Here is a 25153-nt window from a genome sequence, read left to right on the forward strand (position 1 = left end):
TTTGGGCGCATGAGGGAGAGATTTGTGAGCGAGAAGAAGGCCATCTTCATCACCGGCGGCGGCTCGGGAATCGAGCCGCGCAATCGCTCAGCACTTCGGCGCAAAGGGTTGGTTTGTGGGCCTGGGCGATATTGATGAAGAGGGCATGCGCGAAACGCAAGCGCTTCTGCCTGATGGGTTTCACTACAGCCACGCATTCGATGTTCGCGAACGCGCCGCTTGGGATGAAGCACTGTCAGGTTTCTCCAAAGCCGCTGGTGGCCGGGTCGATGTGCTTGCCAACAATGCTGGCATTCCGCTGGGGGGTTCGCTGATCGATAATACGCCTGAAGAAATTGAGCGCTGCCTTGATATCAATTTGAAGGGCGTCTTGTTCGGAGCGCAGGCGGCTTATGAGCATCTTGCGAAAACCGCACCTGGATCGTGCCTGTTGAACACTGCAAGCGCGGCAGGGATCTACGGCACAGCTGGCGCTTCGGTCTATTCCGCCACCAAATTCGGTGTGCGTGCGATCACCGAAAGCCTTGATGCTGAATGGGCACCAGAGGGAATCAATGTGCGTTCGCTTTGCCCCGCTTTCATCGACACGCCGCTGCTCGATCACACGCCCAACACGCAAGCGAATGATCTAATCCGCGCCCGCGTGAAAGAAGCCGGTTTGGAAATCAGTCCAGTGGGTGACGTTGCTGACGCCGCGTGGGATGCCGTGCATGGTGATCGGCTTCACACGCTTGTCGGCAAGACGGCGAAAAGGATCGCCTTTGCCAGCCGATGGATGCCTGGCCGGGTCCGCAAGCAAGGGCGTGAGAGCTTTAGGCCGCTGGGTAGATAAAACACTATGTGACTACCTGGCCACCCGCACCCTCCGCCCTTCCACCCGGAGCCTGCCCGAGTAAACTCTGGGTGGAAGGCCGGAGGGTGCGGGTGGTACAGGGAAGCTAGTTACGCCACCAACGCATCGATACGCTTGGCGAGTTTGGCATCCTTCAGCGACAACGCCCCGCCTTCGTCCGGTGCGGCGTCATGCGTAGTCAGCGTGATTTCAACACGATTATAAACGTTGAACCACTCCGGGTGGTGATCGCTTTTCTCCGCCAGAATCGCCACACGCGTCATAAAAGCGAAGGCTTCGCTAAAGTCGGCAAACTCGAACTTGCGCTCCATCGCCGCGCCATCGCGGGCCAGGCTCCATTTGGGCAGGCTCGCAATCCAGCTCTCGCGCTCAGCTTCTGTCAGTTTCTCAACCACCATCGAGATCGCTCCTAGCTTGTCGTGTGAAGTCGTTTTGCCTATCGCCTTGCGCCATGCAAGGGCGGCTCATCGCAAATAATCTGGGGTGTCAGAGAGGCGGTCGTCTGCTGTTTGCTGGCGTGTCGTTGGCGCTGGACGCTGGCGATGCGCTACACGTGACCGGCGCAAACGGGATCGGTAAATCGAGCCTGCTGCGCCAGTTAGCCGGTTTGTTACCGCCATTTGCCGGAGAGATTGAACGCGACGGTTCGCTGGCTTTGCTCGATGAACGATTGGCCTTGGACGCCCATGCGACTCTGGCGGATGCCTTGCGCTTTTGGGAGCGGGTCGATGGTTGCACCGATCCAAAGCCTGCGCTGGAGGCAATGGCGATCACTGACCTGCTCGACATTCCGGTTCGGTATCTGTCGACGGGCCAGCGCAAGCGCGCTGCAATGGCGAGACTGATCAATTCGAGCAGCGACATCTGGTTGCTTGATGAGCCGTTGAACGGGCTTGATACCGCCGCGCAAAGAGCGGTTGAAGAGCAAATCAGCGCACACTGCAACAACGGTGGGATTTGCGTTGTTGCCTCACATCAGTCGATCGACTTACCAGCTGAAGAGACACTCGCACTGGAAGAGTTCGTGCCGGAGTTTGCGGAATGATGAGCGCACTGCTCCGCCGCGATTTGGCGACCTTGCTGCCAGGTGGACGCGCGGGTGGCAGCCTCCTGCCACTGCTGTTTTTTCTCAGCGTGGCGATGCTTTATCCGTTTGCGGTGGGGCCGGAGCCGCAATTGCTCGCGCGCACGGGCGGGGGGATTGTGTGGGTCGCGGCATTGTTGGCCGCGATCTTGCCGCTGGAAAAGCTGGTGACCACTGATCTGGAAAACGGTGTTTTTGATCAGCTGCACTTACGCGGATGTTCGGAGGAACTCGCGATGATAAGCCGGTTGATCGCGCATTGGCTGGCCTTTGCGCCACTGCTGATTTTGGCGGCATTTCCGGCCGCTGTGCTGCTTAATCTCGATGGGCCGACGCTGCATGTCCTGTTGCTGGGGCTGCTTGCGGGAACGCCAGGCTTGGCTGCGATTGGACTGGCTATCGGAGCGCTAACTGCGGCGCTACGCGGCGGCGCGGCTCTGGCCGGGCTGATGGTGATCCCGCTAGCGGTGCCGATCCTGATTTTCGGAGCAGGTGCTCTGTCCGATCCTGATGGGTCTGGGCTGTTGCTGACCGCGGCAATCAGTCTGGGGCTGGTAGCGGTGACACCGTTTGTGGCCGGAGCGGCGATACGAGCAGCGCGAGAGGGGTAGGATATCTTTCTTTTTCCGCACGGCCTCCGCCGTGCGATATCCTCGCAGCTTGCGGACAAGTCCGCGCTGCTGCGGGCGGCCTTTGGCCTTGCGATCACCTAGTCGGTGATCGTGCTCCGCGACCAAGCGGAGATTCTTCATCAACCCAGCGCAGCATGCGTCGCAAGGGCGACTGCCCGTCTAGCCGGTTAGGCCGGAAACCAAGCGAGCCGGACGGCTCGCGCCCAGCGTTTGAGGGTCAACACAAATAAGGCGGCTGATGCAGGCCCTTTTCGCTCAGCGTAAAGATCTCATTGCCGGTTTCGGTAATGCCAATCGAGTGCTCAAATTGCGCGGACAGTGACTTGTCTCGGGTCACTGCGGTCCAGCCATCGCGCAGCAGCTTCGCATGCGGACGCCCCAGATTGATCATTGGTTCAATAGTAAAAAACATGCCGGGTTTCAGGATCGGCCCGGTGCCCGCCTTCGCCGCATGGATCACCTCTGGCGCATCGTGGAACAATCGCCCCAACCCATGCCCGCAAAATTCGCGGACGACGCCGTAACGGAACTGCCGAGCATGCGCCTCAATCGCGGCACCAATATCGCCCAGATTGGCTCCGGGTTGTGCCGTCTCAATTCCGAGCATCAGGCATTCATACGTCACATCAACCAGCCGCTTGGCCTTAAGCGAGGGCTCGCCAGCGAAATACATCCGGCTCGTATCGCCATGCCACCCATCCAGCAGTGGGGTGACGTCGATATTGACAATGTCGCCTTCCTTAAGCGTCTTCTCACTGGGAATACCGTGACAAATCACATGGTTGATCGAGATGCAGCAGCTATGCGTATAGCCGCGATAGCCGAGCGTTGCGGGCACAGACCCGCCATCGAGCATCAGCTCGCGAACCTTGTCGTCAATCGCCGCAGTCGTAACGCCAGGCTGCACCATGGGCGCAATTTCATCGAGAATACTCGCGGCAAGCTTGCCCGCACGGCGCATTCCCTCAAACCCATCCTCGCCATGCAGCTTGATGGTGCCATCGCGATATACGGCATCGCGGCTGTCGATCACTTGATATTCAGTCATGCGTGCAATGTAGCGTCACACCGGCGAAAATGCGAGAGCACTTAATTGGTCGCGGTGATCGAGAAACTCTCGGCATATTCGGGCTTCACAGCATCGATAACGGTACGATGTGACAGGCAGCGTGAATTCGTAAGCCCCCTCTGCATAAGGACCAGCCACATAAGGCGCGGCGAGCAAACCAATCCGATCAAAGGTCGCGCCATTGCCCGATCCGAGCAGGATCGTGAGCTCCTCCATGGGCGGACAAGCTTCAAACAATTCCTCCGACGACGCATCGACCGGCTGACCGCGTCGTTCTTCGCGCTCGGCGTTCAGCATCGTGCAGAATGTCCCGCCAAGCGCGTTTTCAAGCGCAGACGCAGAGCGAAACAGGGCCGTCGGCTCCAGCGCTTTGCCCTTGGCTTTGTCCCACACCAGGCTATCAAAATCGTAATTTGGATGCGCGCCGCCGGTGTACGTGCTGATCTCAGCCGACAGACTTAGCCAGCCCGGCAAGTCAGCGACCACCTGCCACTCAGCACCGTAGCTGTGCGGACGAAACGTGTAGTCATTTTCTTCGGCAGTCTTGCGGTCTTCCGCAGCAAAACGCTCAACCTCAGACTGCGCCTGTGTGACGCGAGCATCGAGTAATTCCGCCAGTGCAGCGATCTGGCCAGCCTCTGCTGGATAGGCATATTCAAACTCAATCGCATCATTACTGATCGCGACGGATCTTGCACCGCCGCTACGCGCCTCTGCGATTGCGCTCGCGGTCGCGCCATCCGCCTGCGAAGGAGCCTCCACCCCAATCTCATCATCGAAATCCTCAGCAGGAGTGCAGGCAGCACTCGACAGAGCCACAGAAATGAGGAACAGATTGATACGCATGGCAGGCCTCCTGCCCATAAAAACTAGGACACTTGTAAACTATGGCCAAGGCAGAACCGCTAATCCAGCCCGACCGGGGACAAGACGCGATAGATATCCACCTTATTGACCGAGGCGGCTTCGACGAATGGGCAAAAAAGCTGTCTGCCGGGCAACGTGCGAGCTTGGATGCGCAGGGTTTCGAAGGGGCTGCCAACTCGCATGCGATCGTGCCTGACGGTGATGGCTGGTTCGCTGTGGGCGGAGTGGCTGATCCAGCCGATCTGACCAGCTGGTGCCTTGCAAAGCTGGCCGATGTTTTGCCTGCTGGTTTATATCGACTCGCCGCCAGCGATGCGGGTCGCGCGCTGCATGGCTGGCAGACCGCGCAGTACGCCTTCACCCGTTATTCGAAGCCTGACAAGCCGAAGGGTGAGCGAATTCTGCTGACCAAGGAACCGGGTAAGGTCGACGCTGCCATCGCGGAAGCGAAAGCGGTGAACATGGTCCGCGATCTGGTAAACACGCCAGCGGAGGACATGGGACCAGCTGCTCTGGAAGCCATCGCAGAAGATCTGGCAAAAACGCACAAAGCCGAATTGAAAGTCATTCGCGGCGATAACCTTGAACAGGATTATCCGATGGTACACGCCGTCGGTAGAGCCGCTGCGCGCAGTCATGCGCCACGCCTAATCCACCTCACTTGGGGTAAGGAAAGCGATCCCGTGTTGGGCGTTGTGGGCAAAGGCGTCTGCTTCGATTCTGGCGGGTTGGATGTGAAATCAGCAGTTGGCATGAAGCTGATGAAAAAGGATATGGGCGGTGCAGCGCATGCGCTGGCTCTGGCTGACCTTATCATGGGAGCGAGATTGCCCGTCAGACTGCATCTGCTGGTTCCAGCGGTTGAGAACGCGATTGCAGGCAATGCTTTTCGCCCGGGTGATGTGCTGAGCACGCGCAAAGGGCTGACTGTTGAAATCGGCAATACTGACGCTGAGGGACGGCTGATCCTGGGTGATGCCCTGACGCGCGTAAGCGAGGACGAGCCTGATCTGATCATAGATTTTGCCACGCTGACAGGGGCCGCACGCGTGGCGCTCGGGCCGGATTACCCTGCGCTGATGACGCGGCGTGACTCGACTGCGGATGCGCTGATCGAAGCGGGCAAGACTTGCGATGATGAGCCTTGGAGACTGCCGCTGCCAGATGCCTATCGCGAATGGCTTAACTCCGACATCGCCGACCTCAATAACATTTCAGGCAATGCCTATGCCGGTGCCAGCGTCGCCGGACTGTTCCTCGACCGGTTTGTTGGCGATGGCATAGATTGGGCGCACTTCGACACATTCGCGTGGCGCCCCTTTGCCAAACCAGGTCGCCCGAAAGGTGGCGAAGCATATGGGTTGCGCGCCAGCTGGCACATGCTCAAGGCGCGCTATTCCGGCACAGGGTAATCCGGTCAACTTGCCGCACAGGCATGCCAACGCTACACGCGGGCTAATTGCTTATCTGGGGCAAAATTGAGGAACAACAGACGCTAGTGAGCGACGCAGCACGCTATACATTACCATCCGGCATTGTCGGCTTGACCGGCGCGGTTAAAAAACCTGCGCCGGGCACGCTGCCGCTGCGTGGTGATCTGGCGCATATTGCGCTGGCGGAGCAGTTTCTCGCTGCGCATTATGTGATCCCTATGGCCCGTACGGTTGGGGCTGCGCCTGCGATTATGCTGATGATGCCTCGCGACGATGCGGACCTACTGATGCATTTGGATCCCGGCACCGAGATTGAGGCGCTGGATTATGCGGGGCCTTGGTGCTGGGCCTGTCTGGGGCCGGATGGGCCAAGCGGATATGTGCCTGTTGCCGCACTCACTCCAGAGGGCCACGGATGAGCGCCCGCATATTTATCGATGGGGCAGCCGGTACGACTGGGCTGGAGATTCTTGATCGGCTAGAGGGGCGCGAAGAGTTCGAGCTGATCCGACTGGATGACGCTCAGCGGAAAGATGCTGGCGCGCGGCGGGATGCGCTGAATGCCGCAGATGTCGCGATACTATGCCTGCCCGATGATGCAGCGCGCGAAGCGGTCGCGATGATCGATCCCGAAGGCAAAACCCGTGTGATCGACGCCTCTAGCGCGCACCGCGTCGCCGATGGTTGGACCTATGGATTTCCAGAGATCATTGGCCACGATCGGGTCGCCGAAGCGCGCTTTGTCAGCAATCCGGGGTGCTATCCAACGGGGTTTTTAGCACTGATTGCGCCGCTTGTTCGTGCGAAGCTGTTGCCCGCCGACTGGCCCTACACCGTCAATGCGGTCAGCGGATATTCGGGGGGCGGTAAGGCTCTCATTGAGCGGTTTGCCCGCGAACCCGACATTGCGTTTCGTGCTTACGGCCTGACGCTTGAGCATAAGCATAAACCAGAGATGAAAGCACATGCGGGCCTTGCACATGGCGTAATCTTTGCCCCTTCAGTCGTTCCGGCATATCGCGGGATGCTGGTCGAGGTGCCGCTGCATTTAGGTGCGATGGCAGGTGACCCGAGTGCCGATACGCTCAGGTCGGCATTGAAGAACCACTACGCTGGATCTGATGTCGTGCAGGTCAGTGATGGTGAGGCACCGACAGAGCTTTTGCTGACCGACACGATGCCAGCCAATGACGGCATGCAGCTGAGTGCTTTTGGCAATGAGGGGGTTGGAACGCTCGCCTTATCGCGCGGCTCGATAATCTTGGAAAAGGCGCGAGCGGCGCGGCAATCCAGAACCTCAATATCATGTGCGGTATACCGGAAACCACGGGCTTGCGCCTGTAAGGCTTGTTAACGAATCTGCCTAAAATTTAGGCAGTCAGCGATTGCCAATTGGGCAACACCTGCCAATCCAACCAAATCCAGCTTCACCCGGCGCAAGATTTGTGCGCAATTGCACCCTTTGACGAATCTCTTTCATTGGCTACCCATCATATACGTAGTTGGCACGATTCTTGGATCGCGCGGGGTATAATTCGCGAGCGGTGACGACCATTCGCCAGGGGAGACCAAAAAGCCCGTGAAAAAAATCGAAGCAATAATCAAACCGTTCAAGCTCGATGAAGTCAAAGAGACTCTGCATGAAATTGGCGTGTCCGGGATCACTGTCACCGAGGCGAAAGGTTTCGGCAGACAGAAAGGACATACAGAGCTCTATCGCGGCGCGGAATATGTTGTCGACTTTCTGCCCAAGATCAAACTCGAAGTGATCGTGAGTGACGAGATCGCCGAGCGAACCGTTGAGGCTATCGCATCTGCTGCAGAAACAGGGCGGATCGGCGACGGCAAGATTTTCGTCTCTTCCATTGAAATGGCGTTGCGTATCCGCACCGGAGAGAAAAACGACGACGCTATTTAGGTTCCATCTGACTTACCCAAAACCGTTCGTGGTGAGCCTGTCTAACCATGAACACAATGTAATCCGTCCTTCGACAAGCTCAGGACGAACGGAAAATCAAGGAGAATACCAATCATGGCGAGTGCAAGCGATGTCCTTAAACAGATCAAGGACCACGATATTGAATGGGTGGACCTGCGCTTCACCGACCCTAAGGGCAAATGGCAACACCTGACCATGAGCGCGTCCGTAATGGACGAAGACGCACTTGAAGATGGTCTGATGTTCGACGGCTCTTCGATTGAGGGCTGGAAGGCCATCAACGAATCCGACATGATCCTGAAGCCTGATTTTGACAGTGTATACGTCGATCCGTTCTCAGCAACGCCGATGATTTCGATCTTCTGCGACATTGTCGAGCCATCAGACGGCAATCTGTATGCGCGTGACCCGCGCTCTACCGCGAAACGCGCCGAGGCCTACCTCAAATCAACTGGCATTGGTGACACCGTCTATGTCGGGCCAGAGCCTGAATTCTTCATGTTTGACGATGTGCGTTTTGAGGATGGCTATGCCGGTTCAGGCTACGCGATTGATGACATCGAGCTGCCGACCAATACCGGTAAAGAATATGAGATGGGCAATGCGGGCCACCGCCCACGTGCCAAGGGCGGTTATTTCCCCGTCGCGCCGGTCGATAGTGCGGTAGACATTCGTGCAGAGATGGTTTCCACGATGATGGAAATGGGTCTCAACATGGATAAGCACCACCACGAAGTGGCGGCGGCTCAGCACGAACTCGGTATTACCTTCTCTTCACTAACGACTGCGGCTGACCAGGTTCAGGTCTATAAATATGTCGTGCAGCAAGTTGCGCATGCATACGGCAAGACTGCGACCTTTATGCCAAAGCCAATCAAGGAAGATAACGGTTCAGGCATGCACAGCCACATGTCGATCTGGAAGGATGGCAAACCGACATTCGCCGGCAATGAGTATGCTGGCCTGTCTGAGAACTGCCTCTATTACATTGGCGGCGTCATCAAACACGCGAAGGCGGTAAACGCGTTCACCAATGCAACGACGAACAGCTACAAACGCCTCGTCCCAGGCTTTGAGGCGCCAGTGCTGCTGGCATATTCTGCGCGTAACCGTTCCGCGTCTTGCCGCATTCCGTATGGTGCGGGTGAGAAATCCAAGCGTGTCGAATTCCGTTTCCCCGATGCCCTTGCAAACCCATATCTCGCCTTCTCAGCTCTGCTGATGGCGGGCCTTGATGGGATCGAAAACAAGATTCACCCGGGCGAGGCAATGGACAAGAACCTGTATGATCTGCCGCCAGCAGAGCTTGCCGATGTTCCGACGGTTTGCGGCAGCTTGCGTGAGGCTCTCGAAGCTCTCGAAGCCGATCACGAGTTCCTGCTGAAAGGCGACGTGTTCTCGAAAGATCAGATCGAGGCTTACATGGAGCTCAAGTGGGAGGAGGTTATCCGCCTCGAAACTACGCCAGCGCCGGTCGAGTTCGATATGTATTACAGCGCGTAAGCAACTGAAAGTTAATTGATAGCGGTCAATAGGCCGTAATCACCGAGTGGGGCGATTGGGAAACCGATCGCCCCTTTTTGTTTGTCTCAAAGGAAACGATAATCTTTAGTCTGTAAAACGTCCTAAATGTTCGACCTGACTGTCATCGCGGAGCGTTTGTTCGCCAGTGGGCCGGCGATCATCTTCTCATCCATCGGCATGGTCCTGACGGTGATGGCGCTTTGCCTGGCCTATCGCGCTGTGCGTTTGCTGTACGGTGCCCGCGCTGGCGGCACGATCGTCGCATGGCATAAGCGGACCATGGATAGCGTTACGTCCTATGCCCCGATCTTTAAGTATCGTGCCGGCATGGATGGCGAGTTCGAAATACAAAGTTCGACCATCTGGCGGGATCAGCCCGGCGATATCGGTGTGCCGGTATCAGTGCTTTATGACGCAAAGAATCCCGAGCGCGCCGACATCGAGACTGACCACCATCCTTGGAGACCAGTGATTGCCATGCTCGCGCTGGCAACAGGGGCTCTTGCGGTGGCATGGCAAGCTGGGGCGTAACGCACTTCGCCCAACCGAACACAAAAAAGGCGAGCCGCAGCCCGCCCTTCTCTTGCTGGGTTAGCTCGACGTTAGCCGCCTGTCGCTTCGTCCACAGCCTTGCTGACCAGAATGTTCACCGCAACGCGGCGGTTCTGAGCCTTGCCCGCTGCGGTGTCATTGCTCGCAGCTGGATCAGCCTCTGCCATGCCTGTTGGTGTCAGCATGCGATATGGCTTCCAACCGCACTGCTGCTGCAGATAGTTCACAACACGGCTTGCACGCTTTTCACTGAGCGTCTGGTTGATCTCATAGCTGCCCGTCGAATCGGTGTAGCCGACGACGAGCAACAGCGCATTGTCCATTGCTTCTGCCTGAGAGGCCGCACCGCACAGTTCGTTACGAGCCTGAGCGGAGAGGTTGTACCGACCGGTGTCGAAATACACGTTGGTCGTTCCCTTGAGGTTATACTGGTCAATGTCACCAAAACGGCCACGCAGCGCTTCGGTTGCGGCAGCATTCGACGCGATCGCTGCACCCTGCTCACCAAAACGCTGATCAGTACCGTTGCGGATCATCGCAGCGGTTTTGAGGTCCTTGTTTTTCAGCTGGATGCGCGTTGCGACAAGGCCGCCATTCCAGCGTACAGTCTTGGCGCTGACGGGCAGACCATTCAGCAGCGAGTCCGCACCCAATCGATCGCGGTTAAGGCCCAGGAAACCACCACTGGCTTTGATCTCTGTGCCCTCGCTAATGCGCAGCATCGTGCCTTCGCCGCCAAGAGTGGTCACCTGAAGCTCATCACCGTTACGAGCTGAGATGAAGCCATCAACTTCTGGCCCTTCTGGCAGACCTTCAAGGTCAGCAGGCGCAGAACCGTAAACTGTGGTCAGCACTTCACCCTCTGCAGGCTCAAGTTCTTGTGCAACCACGCCAACTGGCGCGGCAATGGACGCTACAGCTAGCAGTGCAAGCGTCCGTGATGTGTTGGTACTAAATCGCATTATAGTCTCCTTCAATCGTAGACAATCGGTCCTTCGCGCTCACAATCCTAATATCGGCAGTTTGCAGTCCCGCCGCCCCTGTATTGTGGCCCTATGTGAAAGTTCTTCCGTCTGCCTTAACCCCCGAATTCCTGTTCCAATGCGCTGCAAAAAGACACAGCGCGCGTTGCGACGAGTTGAGTGTTAATCTTCACCTGTCTCATTTATGAACGTATTCAGCAGACTGCCAGTATGTGTGGCTGATTAGGGCGCAAGTTGCGACGAACCGTTGAAAGGCAGCTCGCCACAACGCAATTTTATTATGCCCGAATCTGTTGGGATTGCACCTCAAGATAGGCGATGCGCCTAACATATTTCCTACCCGTTCAGTTTATGTTCTCAACCCCGGCTCGATATTCGATTCGGAGATATCCATGGCACGAGCATCCCTCTTCCAACTTATCCGCGAGCTTCTTAAGCGCGGCCTTACTCAGGATGAGACCAACGCGATTGACGCTGAGCTGGATGCGCTGGGAGTTGCGCGCGCACTCCCAAGCACCAATCTGCCGATTGAGATCGGACGGGCAGGCATCAAGCTGATCCAGGATTTTGAAGGGCTGGCCAGACAACGGCCTGATGACATGATCGAAGCGTATCCCGACCCTGGCACGGGCGGCGATCCATGGACGATTGGCTGGGGTGCGACGGGGCGCGACACCTTCAACGGTGGGGCGATTGGTCCTGGCACGGTCTGGACTCGCAAGCAGGCCGATGAACGCCTGAAAGAAGATTTAAAGCGCTATGCCCGCGATGTCGCGCAAGCACTTGGCGATCACTCGCGCAGTCAGGCTCAGTTCGATGCGATGGTGAGCTTCCACTACAATACTGGCGCGATTGCGCGTGCGACTCTGACCAAGAAACACAAAGCCGGTGACTATGTCGGCGCAGCGGCGGAGTTCGCACGTTGGAACCGGGCTGGTGGACGCGTATTACGCGGCCTTACGCGGCGCCGTGCAGCAGAGGCGGCGCTGTATCGTAGTTGAACGTTATTTGTTTAGCCCCTCAAACGCCCGGCGCAGCGCCTCCGCGCTGCTTGGCTTTCCTCCATCGCTTCGCTCCTACGGGCGGCCAGTCGGCCTTGCGGTCGCTATGCGACCGTGACAGCTCGATACCACGAGGCAGCAAAGCCATGCCCGCTAATAATTCCGACTAGCCTCGACAACCACACTGTTGCGACCAATTGTCGATACCGCGCCCAGCAATGACAGCCAGCTTGTAATCCGGAATTCAGCCTCTGTCGCGCTGTAACCGCGCCCGTCAGTAATGATCTCGACGTAGAAACGTCGCCCGATATTCTTGCCCAACGCGACGCCCGTTCCGCGATCCAGCGCCGGGTCAGCCCCGACAATCCGCAAACGGTCAAGCCCGATCGCACTGCGCAGCTGGTTGATCGGATCAAGCCCGCCACCACCGCGCAAGCTCGCAAGCGCCGCACCCAGTTGAAGGGCATCGGTGGCAGAAAGATTGGTGATTGAGCCGCCAAACAACAGCTGCGCCAAAATCTCTTCCTCTGGCAACGCAGGCTCTGATGTAAAGGCGATCTCAGGCTCAAGCGCATTGCCCGTCACTCGCACAATAACATCAATGCCGTTTTGATCCGTTTCCGCGCGGATATCGAGACGGGGATCAATCGGTACGCGATCATCGAATTTGATGATTCCGCGAGTGAGTTCGAAACGCGTACCGGCGAAGGAATAGGTGCCTCTCACCACATTCGCCTCTCCACCGATGCGGGGATCATCAGTCGTTCCGCGCAGTATGATGTCAGCGCCCCATTCGCTATCAAGCCCCAGCCCATCGACATCAATGCGGCTTCCGCCCTTTGCATCGATCAGATAGCGCCACGGGCGGCTGCCAGCGGCGCGCGGCGCGCGATCATCAGGCGCATTGATCTCTCGCGTCGCGACGCGAGGCAGGCTCACATCCTCCGCCGCAGTACCAAGCGACCAGCTCGCACGGTCAATCCGCACACGACCGGCAATCGTGCCGCCAAGGCCATTCGATACGATGCGCAGTGGCCCGGTAATCGTGGCGGACAAGCCATTGCCATCGAGCAGTTGAGCATTGTTAGCCGCCGCACGCAGATCCAGCGTTGGCCCTCGGATTTCCAGAAAGCGCCCGCGCACGGTCTCACCCAACCCGGCCAGATCGACAATCCCGCTGCCGCTTACCGTGCCGCCATTCGGCGTGGTTCCGGCAAAGCGCGTAAGGCGCAGGCGCGATCCCGCAAATTGCCCGCGTGCGCTGACCGATCGTATGTCTGTGCCTGATAAAGAGCTCCGCACGCGCAAATTATCGCTGCTCAGATTGCCGCGGACGCTGGGATCCGCCAGCGAACCACCGGCATCGGCAGAGACCGACACCGGTCCGGTCAGATCAAACGCGTCAATCGCAGCAAGCCGCCAGAGGCTTTCCGCCGCACCTTCATAGCGCAGGCGACCCGCCAGCCTGCCTGCTCGCAACCGATCCCACAAGGCGCCATCTGCAGGCAAACCAGAGATGCGTGCTTGCAGCCGGCCCTGCTGAATGTCCTGATTCTGAAACCGCGCCCTCAACGCCAACCGCTCGGCAGACAAGTCGCCAACCAGCGCGACATCAACTGGCCGCGACGTCAGGACGAGGCCAGAGCGGGTGAGATTATCGATCTTAATCTTTGCGCTGCCCGCAGGCGCGATGCCCGCACCCGTGTTGTAAGCGACCTCACCCGATATGGTACCGCCCAGACCGAGATCAGCCGATACAAGATCAATGAGCGCCAACGGCATATCTGCGAGTTTCAGCTCGATCTCTGTAGTCTCGCCGCCAAACTGCCCACTCGCGATCATTCCGCCGCGCCCAAAATTGATTTGCGAGCGTTGCAGTTCCCACCCGCCATTGTCGAGCCGCGTTAAGACCGCACGGCGCGGCATGCTGATATCGCGCCCGGCAAACTCACCACGCGCGGCCAGCGAAATCGCATCGGGATTGATGTTCGACGTCAGGTCCAGCCGGAAACTGCCCCCACGCCGCCCGGCGAGCGACGCATCGACAGTACCGGTGCCGTTCTTCAGCGCGCCCTCTGCGGCAAAACGCCCGATAAATAGCGTCCCGAACGATAATCCCTGCCCATTCGCCTCGCCGGTGAAGTCTGTTTCGCCATCGGTAATGACACCCTGTAGATCAATGTCGGCTCGGGCGATCCGCAAAGGCGTATCTCCGCCAAAGCTGGCATTGCGTGCTTGCAATGACGCCTCGACACCCTGTCCGCCCGCAACCGGATCAAGCGCAATAACACCGTTAGTACCGCCGCCATTCAATGTGAGCTCGCCGGAAATACCGTTATCAACCAATGCGAGGCTGCCCTGAACCAGGGTGTCCGTCACAGTCAGCCGTTCGACATCGATCAGCGTATCGCCCTGAGCCGGCACCACCAGGCCAAGAACACCGTCAAACGGGCCAAGCAGTGATTGCCCCTCGGTTTCGATACGGAAACCATCGTCGCTTGGCGCGAGCGCCAGGCGGACATCACGCAGACCAGCCGCTGGCAATGGGTCGGCCAAGACAAGCGTTGCTGTCGGGCCATCGGTGCCAACCTCCGCCTGCAGTGAGAACGGGCCATAATCGTTGTGGCGGCCCTGTCCGGCCACAACGGTCCGCCCATCGACATATCGCCCGGTGAGATTTGCGGACAGTTTCGATGCGCCGATACGCAGATTGTTGAATGATATCGGCGCGGCTGGCCCAAGCGCAATCGGGCCACGCACCAAAATTACTTCACCCGCGAGATTAGCGATTGTCGCGTTGGTGACCGGGGCCAGACGAGCATCAATATCACTGCGCAGTGACCAGCTTTCACCGATAGCCAGATCGATCCGCGCGGAGCCATTGGCAACGCCAACATTGTCCAGCGCAAGCTGCTGTGCGCGCACATCACCGGACACACCATAAAGCCCGCGCGTCAAATCTCCGCGCACCGCCAGGTCGGCGCTGGTCGCCGGGAATGCTATCCGTAAGGCGTCGGAGCGCACATCGTTGCCATCCAGAATGATCGTGCCGGTCGCGCTACCATCGGTCAGCCGAGGGTCGACGATTTCGCTGCCAGTGATGACGCCAGCAATCGCGACATCAATGGGGAAATTCCAAATTCCATCAGACAGGGTCGCCGTGGCCGTCTGCTGCACATCAGCAATCTCGGTCGTCCCAAAAATCAGTCTCTCGACGGTCAATCTATGGTCGACCACAAGCTCTGACATTGCGCCATCAAGCGTTGCATTAAATTGCCCGCCACGAAGCTGAAATGCGCCGCCAAATGCGTCGGGATCACGCGAGATTGCATTGAGAGTGAGGTCGTCGAACCGATTGTCCGCCAGATCGATTACACCGTCAGCCTGCGCAAAAATACCCCGCGTCACCAGCGCATAACGACCATCAATCGCGCGCTCCTCAATCCGCGCCTCAGCATCAAACGAAACGGTTTCACCGAGTACTGACTGGATGATACCGGCAGTCACCGAAGCCGGATTGACCTGCCCCCGAATTCCAAACAGCCCACCGCGATTGGTCAACTTGAACGCGGCAAAACGCTCGTCATCCCGGCGAATGAGGAGACCGCCGTCCCACTCAGACCAAGTGCCATCACCGACAATGCGCGCACGATAGCCAGCCTCGCCGCCTAGCATCAGCGCAACAGCACCACCCGGCGCCGTCTGATAGTCCATTGCTAAATCAAAAATATCGCCGTCTGGCTCTGCGTCGAGTTTAAGTGCGAAGCTGTCCTCTTCGCTCACAGACCCGCTTCCGTCGAACATCAAGCGACGGTCTTCGATCAATAGGCTGGCAGATAAGTCGACTCGCTCTTCGCGCGTTCCGGTGACAGCCTCGCTCAAGCTCAATTGCTCAATTTCAAGCTGATCAATCGCAATATCGAAACCGGGAAGGATCGGACCATCTTCCTCGCTAGGGAGAAATTCAGGTAGGCGTTCCAGCCGCGCGCGCTGCGCGATAAAGGTATCAACATCAAGCCGATAAGACAGCCAAGCGCCCGGATTCCAGTCGACCTCTGCGCGCGGGATCGTCATAAAGGAGCCCTGCGGATCGGACAGGATCACATCATTGAGGACCGCCGCACCATAAAGATTGCCCTCGATCCGCCCGATCTTGATATTGAGACCATTGGGCAGCGTTTGCGCAGCGATCCGGTCTGCCAGAAAGCGCTCACCCAGGGACGTGTTGAGCAAGGCCGCAGCTGCGACGATCAGCAGCAGGAATGCAGCAAGCCCTCCAAGAACCCATCTCGTCCATCGACGCTTGGGCTTTGATGAGGTCTCGCTCTCAAGAGAGACATCTTGCGCGCTATCTGCCATCAGAAGGCCTGACCCAGCGACAGATAGACCGCGACCGGGCTGTCATTCGGCCCCGGATTGAGCGGTACGCCGACGTCCAGACGAAGCGGACCGAAGCCGGTGGCGTAGCGCAAACCGATACCCGCCCCGACCTTGATCTCATTGAAGTCAGGCGTAGTGGAAGAGCTCACTGATCCTGCATCAATGAACGGCACAACAGACACCGCCCCGTCCAGAAAGTTTGTCCTAATGCGCGCTTCGACAGCAGTTTCGACCAGGCTGCGACCGCCGCTCGGCTCGTCCGCCTCATCACGCGGACCGATCTCGCGGAAGCCATAGCCGCGTACTGAACCACCACCGCCCGCATAGAGCCTGCGTGAAGGTGCGATTGAGTCCAGATCAGCGCCCTGGATTGAACCGAAGGCAAACCTCCCTGCCAGAACAATGCGGTCGCTCAACTGGCGATAGCCGCTGCCATCCACGCGTCCACGCAGATAAAAACTCTGGGTTCCATCATTCCGTGACACTTCGGGCGAGAGCCGCCCGCCGAGGCGAAAACCCTCGGTCGGGTCGAGCAGATCGTCCGTCGTATCAATCTGCGCATATCCAGGAACTGCCGCAATAAAGAATGTCTCGCGCGGAACAGTGTTGTTCTCAACATCTGGCGGACGCTCTCCGGTGGCGATCAGTTCAAGCCCGATCGACCAGCTCAGCGGCTTTTGAAATAGCAGCGTCGATTGCCGCTCATATGTCGTCACGAAAGCGACGGTGCGCGCATCAAAGGCCGGGCTGTCGATTGTGCTGGCAAACAAATCCACGTTGAGGATCTTGTCGCGTCCACCAAAATTGTTGCGGCGGAAACTCACGCCAGCGAGTTGTTCCTGCGTACCGGCGATCCCGCGGAACTTCAGCGCACCTTCGGGCGGGAAGAAATTGCGATGCTCCCAGCTCGCTTGGACCCGCACGCCTTCTTCAGTGCCGTAACCAATAGCTCCCGCAATTGTCCGCAGCTTGGCGCGCTCAATCCCCACATCCAGATCAACTACGCCGGGTTCGTCGCCTCGTGGGGGCTCGACTTCGCGCGGTGTGATTGTGACCGATGAGACCAAGCCAGTTGCCGTCACCGCGCGGCGAAGGTCGGTTTGCAGGCTCCGCTTGTACCCTTCGCCCGGATCGAACCGGGCAATGCTGCCAATGTGTCTGCCTGAGAGAAATTCTGGATCGCTGCTGGTGACGGAACCAAAGACATATTTCCCATTGGGTCGCACCGGCATGGTAAGGTCGCCCTTCAGCCGATCGTGATCGATCAACAGCTCAGGCGCATCAATCTCGGCGAAGGGATAGCCTGTTTCGCCAAGGGCAATGTCGAGGTCAGCCTGCTCAGCGACGAGCGTGTCATTCTGGAGAAAGTCACCAGACTTGATTTCAAACGCAGCCCGCAGGGTATCGGCGTCTTGAGCCTGATCCAATGCACCAAGATTAATCGCGCCATAACGGTAGCGAACCCCCGGAATTACGTTAAAGCGGACCTGTGGCTGGTTGTCAGCGCCACCCTCAGGCGCATCATCGCCGCGCCCCGCGATTGAGCGGACGATCTGACCGTCATAGTAGCCGTATACGCGCAAAAGCTCAGTCAGAAGTTCTTCATCAGCTTTGGCCCGTGCGGCCAATTGCGCGAAGTTTTCTTCACCATTATCGAGTTGCTCGATGGTCGAGAGTGCAGCGAACCGCTCCACAAAATCACCGCGCTCCGAGAATGGCGGATCAGCCTGCGGGAAAGCGAGAATGAGCTCATTAGAGATCGTTTCGGTTTCTGCCTCAGCAAACTCAAGCGTCGGGCCAGCAACATCAATGTCGGCGAACTCAATCGTCTCGTCTGGCTCCAGCGGCTCGAGCGGCGACAATTCGAGATCTTCCGGAATGGCGAGATCAATTTCACCAATGGTCGGGTCAAAAATTGGATCATCTGACGGCGGCATGTTGAGAGCGGGCTCAGTCTCAGGCGCGCCCTGCGTCGCCCAGCTTTCAGGATTTTCGACGGCGGCATCGGGAATGAGGTCATCCAGCCGCAGCGGTACCGGCGTAGGCTCTGGCGGTGTCTCCGATATCGCGTCTTCGGGAAGCTTAACCTGTTCCGGCTGGTCTTGGGTTTGCTCTTGCCCCTGCGCGAGGGTCGGCGTCCACGCAGCGCTCAGCATCAATGATGCAGCGACAGATCGCACCAAGTGCTTACATCCAGGAGAAGAGCTACTCGGCTCCGGCAATCTGATAGTCGGCTGGACTACCGTCTTTGCTTGGACTCTCGAGAGAGTTGCTGCGGTCACGCGGCGCAGTTGCACGGGCGATAAGCGCAGATTGCTCATCATCAGGCATAACTTCCCATCCGCTGCGCGTGAGCCGTTCGAGCGGTCGGAACCGAACCTTGTACTGCATCCGATCCGACCCATCGACCCAATATCCGAGATAGACATAGGGCAGGCCAAGATCAGCCGCGCGGCGGATGTGATCCAGGATAATGAAATTTCCAAGTCCCGCCCGGTCCTCATGATCAGGGTCGTAAAAGCTATAGATCATTGACAGCCCATCACCCTGAAAATCAGTGAGACAAGCGCCAATAAGGCGGCCAGGCTGCGACCCAATGCCCGGTTCCCTATACTCTATGACATAACTTGAGACCGGAGAATGTTCCACCATGTCAGCAAAATCAGTCTCTTCCATGGCGTTCATCCCGCCACCGGGGTGCCTCACCGCGAGATAACGCTGGAGCAGCTCGAACTGTTCTGCCGTCGCCCATGGGCGGCATTCAGTAGCGATGAGATCGCGATTGCGCTTCTCAATCCGTTTCTGGCTGGAAGATGCCTTGAATTCTTTCGCGACAACGCGAACGGACACGCAGGCCTGGCAATCGAGGCAGCTTGGCCGGTAAGCCACCGTCTGGCTTCGCCGGAATCCGATACGCCCCAACGCCTCGTTCAGGTCATCAGCGTTGTCGCCGCGCAGCTCAGTAAAAACCTTCCGCTCGCTTTTGCCTGGCAGATAGGGACAAGGCGCGGGGGCTGTGACGAAAAAGCGCGGAAAACGAATTGGGGCCGTCACGGCTGGGGTCTCACCTTTTGAATGCTTGCGGACAAACCATGAATCGCCCGCTCGTTATGGCGAATATATGCCGATCCAAAGCAAAAGGTAAAAGGTTCTTAACTATGAATGATCAGCTTTTGTCGACAAGATGCAGGCAAACCGCTGATCTGTAACGCATTTGATGGTTAACGTTACGCAATTTTACTGCTGGCTAAGCCAGCTCGACCAGTTCAGCCTTGTAACCCTTGGCCAGCAGCGATGCGAGAAGTGCGTCCAGCTGTGATTTATCACGCGCTTCACACTCAATATCGGTGATCAGTCCCTTGGCCGGTAGCGATGTGAAAATGCGCTGATGGTAGATCTCGATAATGTTGACGTTATGCGCATCGAACTCACCCATGACTTTGTACAGTGCACCCGGGCGATCCTGTAGCCTGACCCGGACACGTGCCAATCGGCCACCGCGCGCCAAATCGCGCAACAGAACGTTCGCCAGCAACCGCGTATCGATATTGCCGCCGCACAACACCAGCCCGATGGTTTTACCCTTGAACCGGTCAGGATTGGCAAGAATAGCGGCAAGGCCCGCCGCGCCAGCGCCCTCAACCACCGTTTTCTCGATCTGAAGTAACAAAGAGACCGCATGTTCGAGCTCAGTCTCTTCGGCGAGCAGTATCTCATCGACCCGTTCATTGATGATCTGGCTGGTGAAAGCGCCCGGCTGCTTGACCGCAATGCCTTCTGCAAGCGTATCGCCACCGCAAGGCAAACCCTCATCATTCAGCGAGTTGTACATGGATGGAAATAGCGAAGCCTGCACCCCGACCACGTCAATGCCCGGTGCTAGCGCTTTCGCGACTGTCGACATGCCGGATATGAGGCCGCCACCGCCAATCGGCACGACAATGCAATCCATTTCCGGGCCATCTTCAAACATCTCAAGCGCGACCGTGCCCGCACCAGCGGCCACATGCGGATGGTCGAATGGAGGTACAAACGTCAGGCCTCGGTCGACCTCCATTTCACGAGCATGAGCGTTGGCCTCGTCAAAGGTCTCGCCAAACAAGACAACATCGCCGCCTACGCTTTCGGTCTGCATCACTTTTACCGTCGGTGTAGTACGCGGCATCACGATTGTGACCGGCACGCCCAGACGCGTTCCATGATAGCTCAGGCCCTGGCTGTGATTGCCCGCAGATGCCGCAATGACCCCGCGAGCCCGCTGCTCCTCTGGCATCAGCAGCAATGCATTAAGCGCGCCGCGCTCTTTATAAGCCGCAGTAAATTGCAGGTTCTCAAACTTCAGCCAGATTTCCGCGCCGGTAATGGAAGATAGAGTTTGTGAATGCATCATCGGCGTACGCACAACCTGGCCAGCGATACGCGCCGCTGCTGAGCGCACATCGTCTAGGGTAAGCTGGTCTAGCGCCGCTTCATTCGTGCTCACGGCGCGCTGTACTGATGATCCCGTATCCATAGATGCGCGTTACGGGCTGCGCTTAGTCAGCGCAATCACGGAAAGGCTTTGCGCGCACAAAGCTTTGCACTACCCAGCCCCAATATGACTAAGACATTCTCTATCGCATTTCTGGGCTTAGGTGTGATGGGCGGCCCTATGGCCAGACATTTGTTGGCTGCGGGCCATCATGTGACGGCCTATAACCGTACAACCAGCAAGGCCGAGGCGTGGTTGGAGCGGGTGGATAGTAACCGCGCACGGATCGCAATATCGCCTGCAGAGGCTGCCAAAGATCAGAACGTGGTGATCAGCTGCGTTGGCAATGATGATGATTTGGCTGATGTGTTGCTGGGCGATGCGGGTGCGCTTGACGCCATGACGGCAGGTAGCCTGTTAATCGATCATACCACAGTGTCGGCGGATATGGCACGACGAGTCGATGAGGCCGCGGCCCTACGTGATATTGATGCGCTCGACGCTCCAGTGTCCGGCGGGCAAGCTGGCGCAGAGAATGGAGCGCTGGCGATCATGTGCGGCGGTAGCGCAGAAGCCATGGCACGCGCTGAACCCATCATGCAGGCCTATGGCAAAACCATCGTGCATGTCGGACAGGCTGGCGCAGGCCAGACGGCGAAGATGGCAAACCAGATGTGCATTGCCGGGGTTCTAGGCGGACTGTCAGAAGCAATTCGCCTCACGCAAGCAGCGGGTCTTAATACCAATCGCACTCTGGAGGCGATTTCGGGCGGCGCGGCGCAAAGCTGGCAAATGGAAAACCGCTGGCCCACCATGGTTGAGGGCGAGTTTGATTTTGGTTTCGCGATTGACTGGATGCGCAAGGATCTGGGCTACGCGCTCAATGAAGCGCAAAGGCTTGGCCTGTCTGCCCCGATCACTGAAATGGTGGATCAATTTTATGCCGAGCTGCAGGCGACAGGCGCAGGCCGCCAAGATACAAGCGCGCTGATTAAGCGCCTTCCGAAAGGACACAATACATGATGTTTCGTTCAACGTCTCCTCTTACAACGCTTGCCGCGCTGGCTTTGCCAGCACTTGCTATTTCGACCCCGGCGCTCGCCGATCAGCTGATCGAGAATGTTGAAGGTGTGCGGATTGATGAGGACGGCAAGATCGATCGCTTTAACGCGCTGGTGATCGGAGACGGCGGTAAAGTGGTGGCCGTACTCGACCGTGAAGACGAAAGACCGGGTGATATCGACTATCAAGTGGATGGCGAAGGCCGTGTGATGATACCCGGCCTGATTGACGCGCATCTGCATGTGATGGGCGTTGGCTTTGGCGCGCTCACTCTTGATCTGTCGGACACTACTTCGCTTGAGGAAGCTTTGGCGAGGATCGCCGATTTTGCGCGCGACAATCCTGCGCGCCCGTGGATTTTGGGCGGCGGCTGGAATCAGGAAAAGTGGGGCCTTGGGCGGTTCCCCACAGCGGCTGAATTGGACACGGTACCGTTTCCGACCGGCCTGTCTATCTAACGCGTGTTGATGGCCATGCAGGCTGGGCCAACACGCTAGCCATGCAAACTGCTGGTGTTACTGCCGCCTCACGCAGCCCGGATGGCGGGCGTATTGAACGTCAAGCGGGTTCGCGTGAGCCGTCAGGCGTTTTCGTTGACGCAGCTGAAAATCTGGTTCGCAAGGCAATTCCCGCTCCCCGTCCGGCAGAACGCGATCTCGCGCTGGCAGAGGCGCAGAAGCTGCTGCATTCGCAAGGTATTACGACCGCTGCGGACATGGGCACGACCATAGAGGATTGGCAGACATATCGCAGGGCGGGTGATCGCGGCACGCTCACGCTCAGAATCATGGCCTATGCTGGTGGCGCGGACGCGATGGAACTGATCGCGGGCAGTCGCCCGACCCCGTGGCTTTATGGCGACAGGTTACGGCTGGGCGGTGTAAAGCTGTATCTTGATGGTGCCTTGGGGTCACGCGGTGCCTGGCTCAAACGCCCTTATGCGGACGATCCTGACAATATTGGTCTGCCGCTGATGAACCCGGCGCAGTTGCGCAACACACTGGTGCGGGCATCGGTTGGCGAATTCCAGCCGGCGGTCCATGCCATTGGCACCGCTGCAAATGCCGAAGTGCTTAACGCCATTTCCGAGATCGCGGAGAGCTTTCCCGGCGACCGCCGGTGGCGGATTGAGCATGCCCAAATCGTCGATCCTGCCGATATTGCACTGTTTGGAAAACATGGGATCATCGCCTCGATGCAACCTGTGCATCAGACCTCTGACCGTAAGATGGCAGAGGCACGACTGGGCATGGACAGGCTGGGCGGTGCCTATGCGTGGCGCAGCATCAGGAACGCTGGATCGCAGCTTGCTTTCGGGTCAGATGCACCTGTCGAATCCGCCGATCCCTTTGCGGGTCTGGCCGTCGCCTTCACGCGCAGCGATGCCACTGGCGAGCCCTTTGGCGGATGGCTCCCGCAAGAGCGGATCACGCGCGAGGAGGCTTTGAAAGCCTTTACCGCTGATGCGGCTTATGCAGGATTTGCTGATGGCAAATTTGGTAGACTTGTTGTTGGCGAGCGCGCCGATTTCCTGATTGTTGATCGCGATCCCATGCTGGCCACACCGAAAGAACTGCGCGAGACCGCTGTCTTGGAAACATGGGTCGGCGGCGTTCGTGTTTTCACCAAGGAATAGCGGTCAGCGTGCAAAGCGCGGCCAAGCGTGTTGTAATTACGTCACAATCTATCGCCAAACTCGTGAAATTCGGAACATTAATGGGACGGCAACGATTGTATGGTTAAGGCCCCTTACGAATAGTGAGATGCCTATAACGGATGAGGGTTTGATAATGCGCAAAATCGCACTTTATGCAGGGATGGCAACGTTGATTGCTACTCCGCTCGCAGCACAACAAGCGAGTGCTGAACTCGCGCGTACTTCCGCGCCTGTCGAAGGCGCAAGCGAGATTGGCGGTAATCAAAACACCATCTTCTTTATTTTGGGCGTTGCTGCGGTCGCCGCGGCTATCGCATTCCTGTCGGAAGATGATGATGACGCGCCCGTAAGCGCCTAACCAGTTCAAAGACATCCGTATTACACCACGAGCTGACCCAATTGGGTTGAAATTTTTGTTGCTTTGTCTCGCAGCTTTTCCTATCCGGGGGAGGAACGAGACGAATACAGTTCTCGAAGGAGATAAATGATGAAGTTCCGTATTCTTGCTGCTGCTGCCGCTGCTACAACAATGGCTGTTGCACCTGCTGTTGCTGCCGACCGTGCTGCCGCACCTGCTGAAGGTGAGTCAGAAGTTGGCGGCGTTTCAATCATTATTGCTATCCTGGCTGCTGCTGCAGTCATCGGCGGCATCGTGATTGCTGCTGACGGTGGCGACGACAACCCGATCAGCGCGTAAGTCGCTTCGGAAAATCGAAATTGAAAGCGGGGCCTTCGGGCCCCGTTTTTTATGTGCGGGTTGTTTTTGACAGGGTCGAGATAATCGGCAAGCTCACTGCGCTAGCACGCAGCCCGGGATACCCTATCCCAGTTCGGGAAGGTCATCGTCAGTTGCGCCGTCACCCTCCTCAGCCTCGCTTTCGTCCTCACCTTTCTCAATGCTGCCAGCCTCGCTGAAACGCATCAGCAAGAGCGAACCCTCAAAGAGCAGGACCAACGGTATGGCGAGCAGCAATTGCGAACCAGGATCCGGCGGCGTGATAATCGCTGCGACCGCGACCACCAGGACAATCACATAACGGCGCGCTCCTGCGAGCTGGGCGCGCGTGACTATACCTGCCTTGTGCAGCAAAAGCAGCAAAACCGGCAGTAGGAAGCTGATCCCGAACGCCAGAATAAATTGCATCACCAGGCCGAGATATTCATTCGCCGCGGGCAAGGCCTCGATCTTCAAGCCGCCACTTTCCCCTTCGAAGCTGAGAAACCAGGCAAACGCCGTCGGCATAACTACGTAATAGGCCAGCGCCGCCCCAAGGCCGAACAAAACCGGCGTCGCGAACAGAAATGGCAGGAATGCCTTCTTTTCGCGCGCATAGAGCCCCGGCGCAACAAAAGCCCATAACTGGTTCGCGATGACCGGGAAGCTAACGCAAAAGCCCGCGAACAGTGCGACCTTCAGCTCGACGAAGAATACCTCATACAACTTGGTGAAGATCAGCTGGCTATTGCCATCAGACGCCTCTTTCAGGGGCTGGATCAAAAAGCCGAGGATTTGGTCGGCGAAAAACAAGCATATTATGAAGGCGAGCAGGAGTGCGAAAACACTGCGCACCAACCGCGCCCGCAATTCGACCAGATGTTCAATCAGCGGTGCCTGGGTATCATCAATGTCGCGGATTATATTCACG

General features: G+C 57.8%; 20 protein-coding genes and 3 pseudogenes. 14 read left to right on the top strand and 9 right to left on the bottom strand.

Annotated features, from left to right (window positions below):
• The first annotated feature begins 9 nt into the window (after positions 1-9).
• A pseudogene (locus tag ACZ1GM_RS12830) lies at positions 10-832 on the top strand (SDR family oxidoreductase).
• Between the two features lie 110 nt (positions 833-942).
• Here ACZ1GM_RS12830 and ACZ1GM_RS12835 read toward each other — a convergent pair.
• Positions 943-1251, bottom strand: a complete 309-nt coding sequence (locus tag ACZ1GM_RS12835; RefSeq protein WP_472676797.1) for a 4a-hydroxytetrahydrobiopterin dehydratase — start codon at positions 1249-1251, stop codon at positions 943-945.
• Between the two features lie 53 nt (positions 1252-1304).
• Between ACZ1GM_RS12835 and ccmA the strand changes: the two genes are divergently transcribed.
• Together ccmA and ACZ1GM_RS12845 are read left to right on the top strand one after the other, a co-directional pair.
• Positions 1305-1898, top strand: a complete 594-nt coding sequence (gene ccmA, locus ACZ1GM_RS12840; RefSeq protein WP_472676798.1) for a heme ABC exporter ATP-binding protein CcmA — start codon at positions 1305-1307, stop codon at positions 1896-1898.
• Positions 1895-2548 carry a heme exporter protein CcmB gene (locus tag ACZ1GM_RS12845; RefSeq protein WP_472676799.1) on the top strand — a complete coding sequence of 218 codons (654 nt, stop codon included), beginning with the start codon at positions 1895-1897 and terminating at the stop codon, positions 2546-2548. The genes ccmA and ACZ1GM_RS12845 overlap by 4 nt, the downstream gene beginning before the upstream one ends.
• Before the next feature lie 238 nt (positions 2549-2786).
• On the opposite strand, the gene map is transcribed toward ACZ1GM_RS12845, so the two are convergent.
• Both map and ACZ1GM_RS12855 read right to left on the bottom strand, forming a co-directional pair.
• Positions 2787-3617: a type I methionyl aminopeptidase gene (gene map, locus ACZ1GM_RS12850; protein WP_472676800.1), complete on the bottom strand. Its 831-nt coding sequence runs from the start codon at positions 3615-3617 to the stop codon at positions 2787-2789.
• A 15-nt stretch (positions 3618-3632) separates the two neighbouring features.
• Positions 3633-4484, bottom strand: a complete 852-nt coding sequence (locus ACZ1GM_RS12855) for a DUF4163 domain-containing protein (RefSeq protein WP_472676801.1) — start codon at positions 4482-4484, stop codon at positions 3633-3635.
• A gap of 41 nt (positions 4485-4525) precedes the next feature.
• Between ACZ1GM_RS12855 and ACZ1GM_RS12860 the strand changes: the two genes are divergently transcribed.
• The 6 genes and pseudogenes from ACZ1GM_RS12860 (at position 4526) to ACZ1GM_RS12885 (ending at position 9932) form a co-directional block, all read left to right on the top strand.
• On the top strand, positions 4526-5917 hold the full coding sequence (locus ACZ1GM_RS12860) for a leucyl aminopeptidase family protein (RefSeq protein WP_472676802.1): 1392 nt from the start codon (positions 4526-4528) through the stop codon (positions 5915-5917).
• An 86-nt stretch (positions 5918-6003) separates the two neighbouring features.
• Complete coding sequence (locus ACZ1GM_RS12865; protein ID WP_472676803.1) at positions 6004-6357, top strand: hypothetical protein; 354 nt, start codon at positions 6004-6006, stop codon at positions 6355-6357.
• Positions 6354-7282: pseudogene (gene argC / locus ACZ1GM_RS12870) on the top strand (N-acetyl-gamma-glutamyl-phosphate reductase). The gene ACZ1GM_RS12865 and the pseudogene argC overlap by 4 nt, the downstream one beginning before the upstream one ends.
• Before the next feature lie 235 nt (positions 7283-7517).
• Positions 7518-7856 (top strand): P-II family nitrogen regulator, encoded by a 339-nt coding sequence (locus tag ACZ1GM_RS12875; RefSeq protein WP_472676804.1) that lies wholly within the window; start codon positions 7518-7520, stop codon positions 7854-7856.
• Between the two features lie 114 nt (positions 7857-7970).
• A complete protein-coding gene (gene glnA, locus ACZ1GM_RS12880) occupies positions 7971-9380 on the top strand; it encodes a type I glutamate--ammonia ligase (protein ID WP_472676805.1) in 1410 nt (469 codons plus the stop codon).
• A 126-nt stretch (positions 9381-9506) separates the two neighbouring features.
• A complete protein-coding gene (locus ACZ1GM_RS12885; protein ID WP_472676806.1) occupies positions 9507-9932 on the top strand; it encodes a DUF3592 domain-containing protein in 426 nt (141 codons plus the stop codon).
• Between the two features lie 71 nt (positions 9933-10003).
• Here the strand turns inward: ACZ1GM_RS12885 and ACZ1GM_RS12890 are convergent, their stop codons facing one another.
• Positions 10004-10915 (bottom strand): OmpA family protein, encoded by a 912-nt coding sequence (locus ACZ1GM_RS12890; RefSeq protein ID WP_472676807.1) that lies wholly within the window; start codon positions 10913-10915, stop codon positions 10004-10006.
• A gap of 413 nt (positions 10916-11328) precedes the next feature.
• Between ACZ1GM_RS12890 and ACZ1GM_RS12895 the strand changes: the two genes are divergently transcribed.
• Entirely contained in the window at positions 11329-11937 is a 609-nt protein-coding gene (locus ACZ1GM_RS12895) for a lysozyme (protein ID WP_472676808.1), read from the top strand.
• A gap of 153 nt (positions 11938-12090) precedes the next feature.
• Here the strand turns inward: ACZ1GM_RS12895 and ACZ1GM_RS12900 are convergent, their stop codons facing one another.
• The 4 genes from ACZ1GM_RS12900 to ACZ1GM_RS12915 all read right to left on the bottom strand — a co-directional run bounded on the left by ACZ1GM_RS12900 (position 12091) and on the right by ACZ1GM_RS12915 (position 20830).
• On the bottom strand, positions 12091-16296 hold the full coding sequence (locus ACZ1GM_RS12900; RefSeq protein ID WP_472676809.1) for a translocation/assembly module TamB domain-containing protein: 4206 nt from the start codon (positions 16294-16296) through the stop codon (positions 12091-12093).
• Positions 16296-18497 carry an autotransporter assembly complex protein TamA gene (locus ACZ1GM_RS12905; RefSeq protein ID WP_472676810.1) on the bottom strand — a complete coding sequence of 734 codons (2202 nt, stop codon included), beginning with the start codon at positions 18495-18497 and terminating at the stop codon, positions 16296-16298. Before ACZ1GM_RS12905 ends, ACZ1GM_RS12900 begins: the two co-directional genes overlap by 1 nt.
• Positions 18498-18522: 25 nt before the next feature.
• On the bottom strand, positions 18523-19371 hold the full coding sequence (locus tag ACZ1GM_RS12910) for an arginyltransferase (protein ID WP_472676811.1): 849 nt from the start codon (positions 19369-19371) through the stop codon (positions 18523-18525).
• Positions 19372-19564: 193 nt separating this feature from the next.
• Positions 19565-20830, bottom strand: a complete 1266-nt coding sequence (locus ACZ1GM_RS12915; protein ID WP_472676812.1) for a threonine ammonia-lyase — start codon at positions 20828-20830, stop codon at positions 19565-19567.
• Positions 20831-20914: 84 nt separating this feature from the next.
• Between ACZ1GM_RS12915 and ACZ1GM_RS12920 the strand changes: the two genes are divergently transcribed.
• The 4 genes and pseudogenes from ACZ1GM_RS12920 to ACZ1GM_RS12935 all read left to right on the top strand — a co-directional run bounded on the left by ACZ1GM_RS12920 (position 20915) and on the right by ACZ1GM_RS12935 (position 24204).
• Positions 20915-21811 carry an NAD(P)-dependent oxidoreductase gene (locus tag ACZ1GM_RS12920; RefSeq protein ID WP_472676813.1) on the top strand — a complete coding sequence of 299 codons (897 nt, stop codon included), beginning with the start codon at positions 20915-20917 and terminating at the stop codon, positions 21809-21811.
• Positions 21808-23486, top strand: a pseudogene (locus ACZ1GM_RS12925) (amidohydrolase). The gene ACZ1GM_RS12920 and the pseudogene ACZ1GM_RS12925 overlap by 4 nt, the downstream one beginning before the upstream one ends.
• Positions 23487-23640: 154 nt before the next feature.
• Positions 23641-23865, top strand: coding sequence for a hypothetical protein (locus tag ACZ1GM_RS12930; RefSeq protein WP_472676814.1), 225 nt, complete (start codon positions 23641-23643; stop codon positions 23863-23865).
• Positions 23866-23991: 126 nt separating this feature from the next.
• The gene (locus ACZ1GM_RS12935) at positions 23992-24204 is read left to right on the top strand and encodes a hypothetical protein (protein WP_472676815.1); all 213 of its coding nucleotides are present in this window, start codon (positions 23992-23994) and stop codon (positions 24202-24204) included.
• A gap of 123 nt (positions 24205-24327) precedes the next feature.
• Here the strand turns inward: ACZ1GM_RS12935 and tatC are convergent, their stop codons facing one another.
• Positions 24328-25146: a twin-arginine translocase subunit TatC gene (gene tatC, locus ACZ1GM_RS12940; RefSeq protein WP_472678573.1), complete on the bottom strand. Its 819-nt coding sequence runs from the start codon at positions 25144-25146 to the stop codon at positions 24328-24330.
• Positions 25147-25153 lie beyond the last annotated feature (7 nt).

Source organism: Qipengyuania sp. JB2-7, assembly GCF_055693485.1.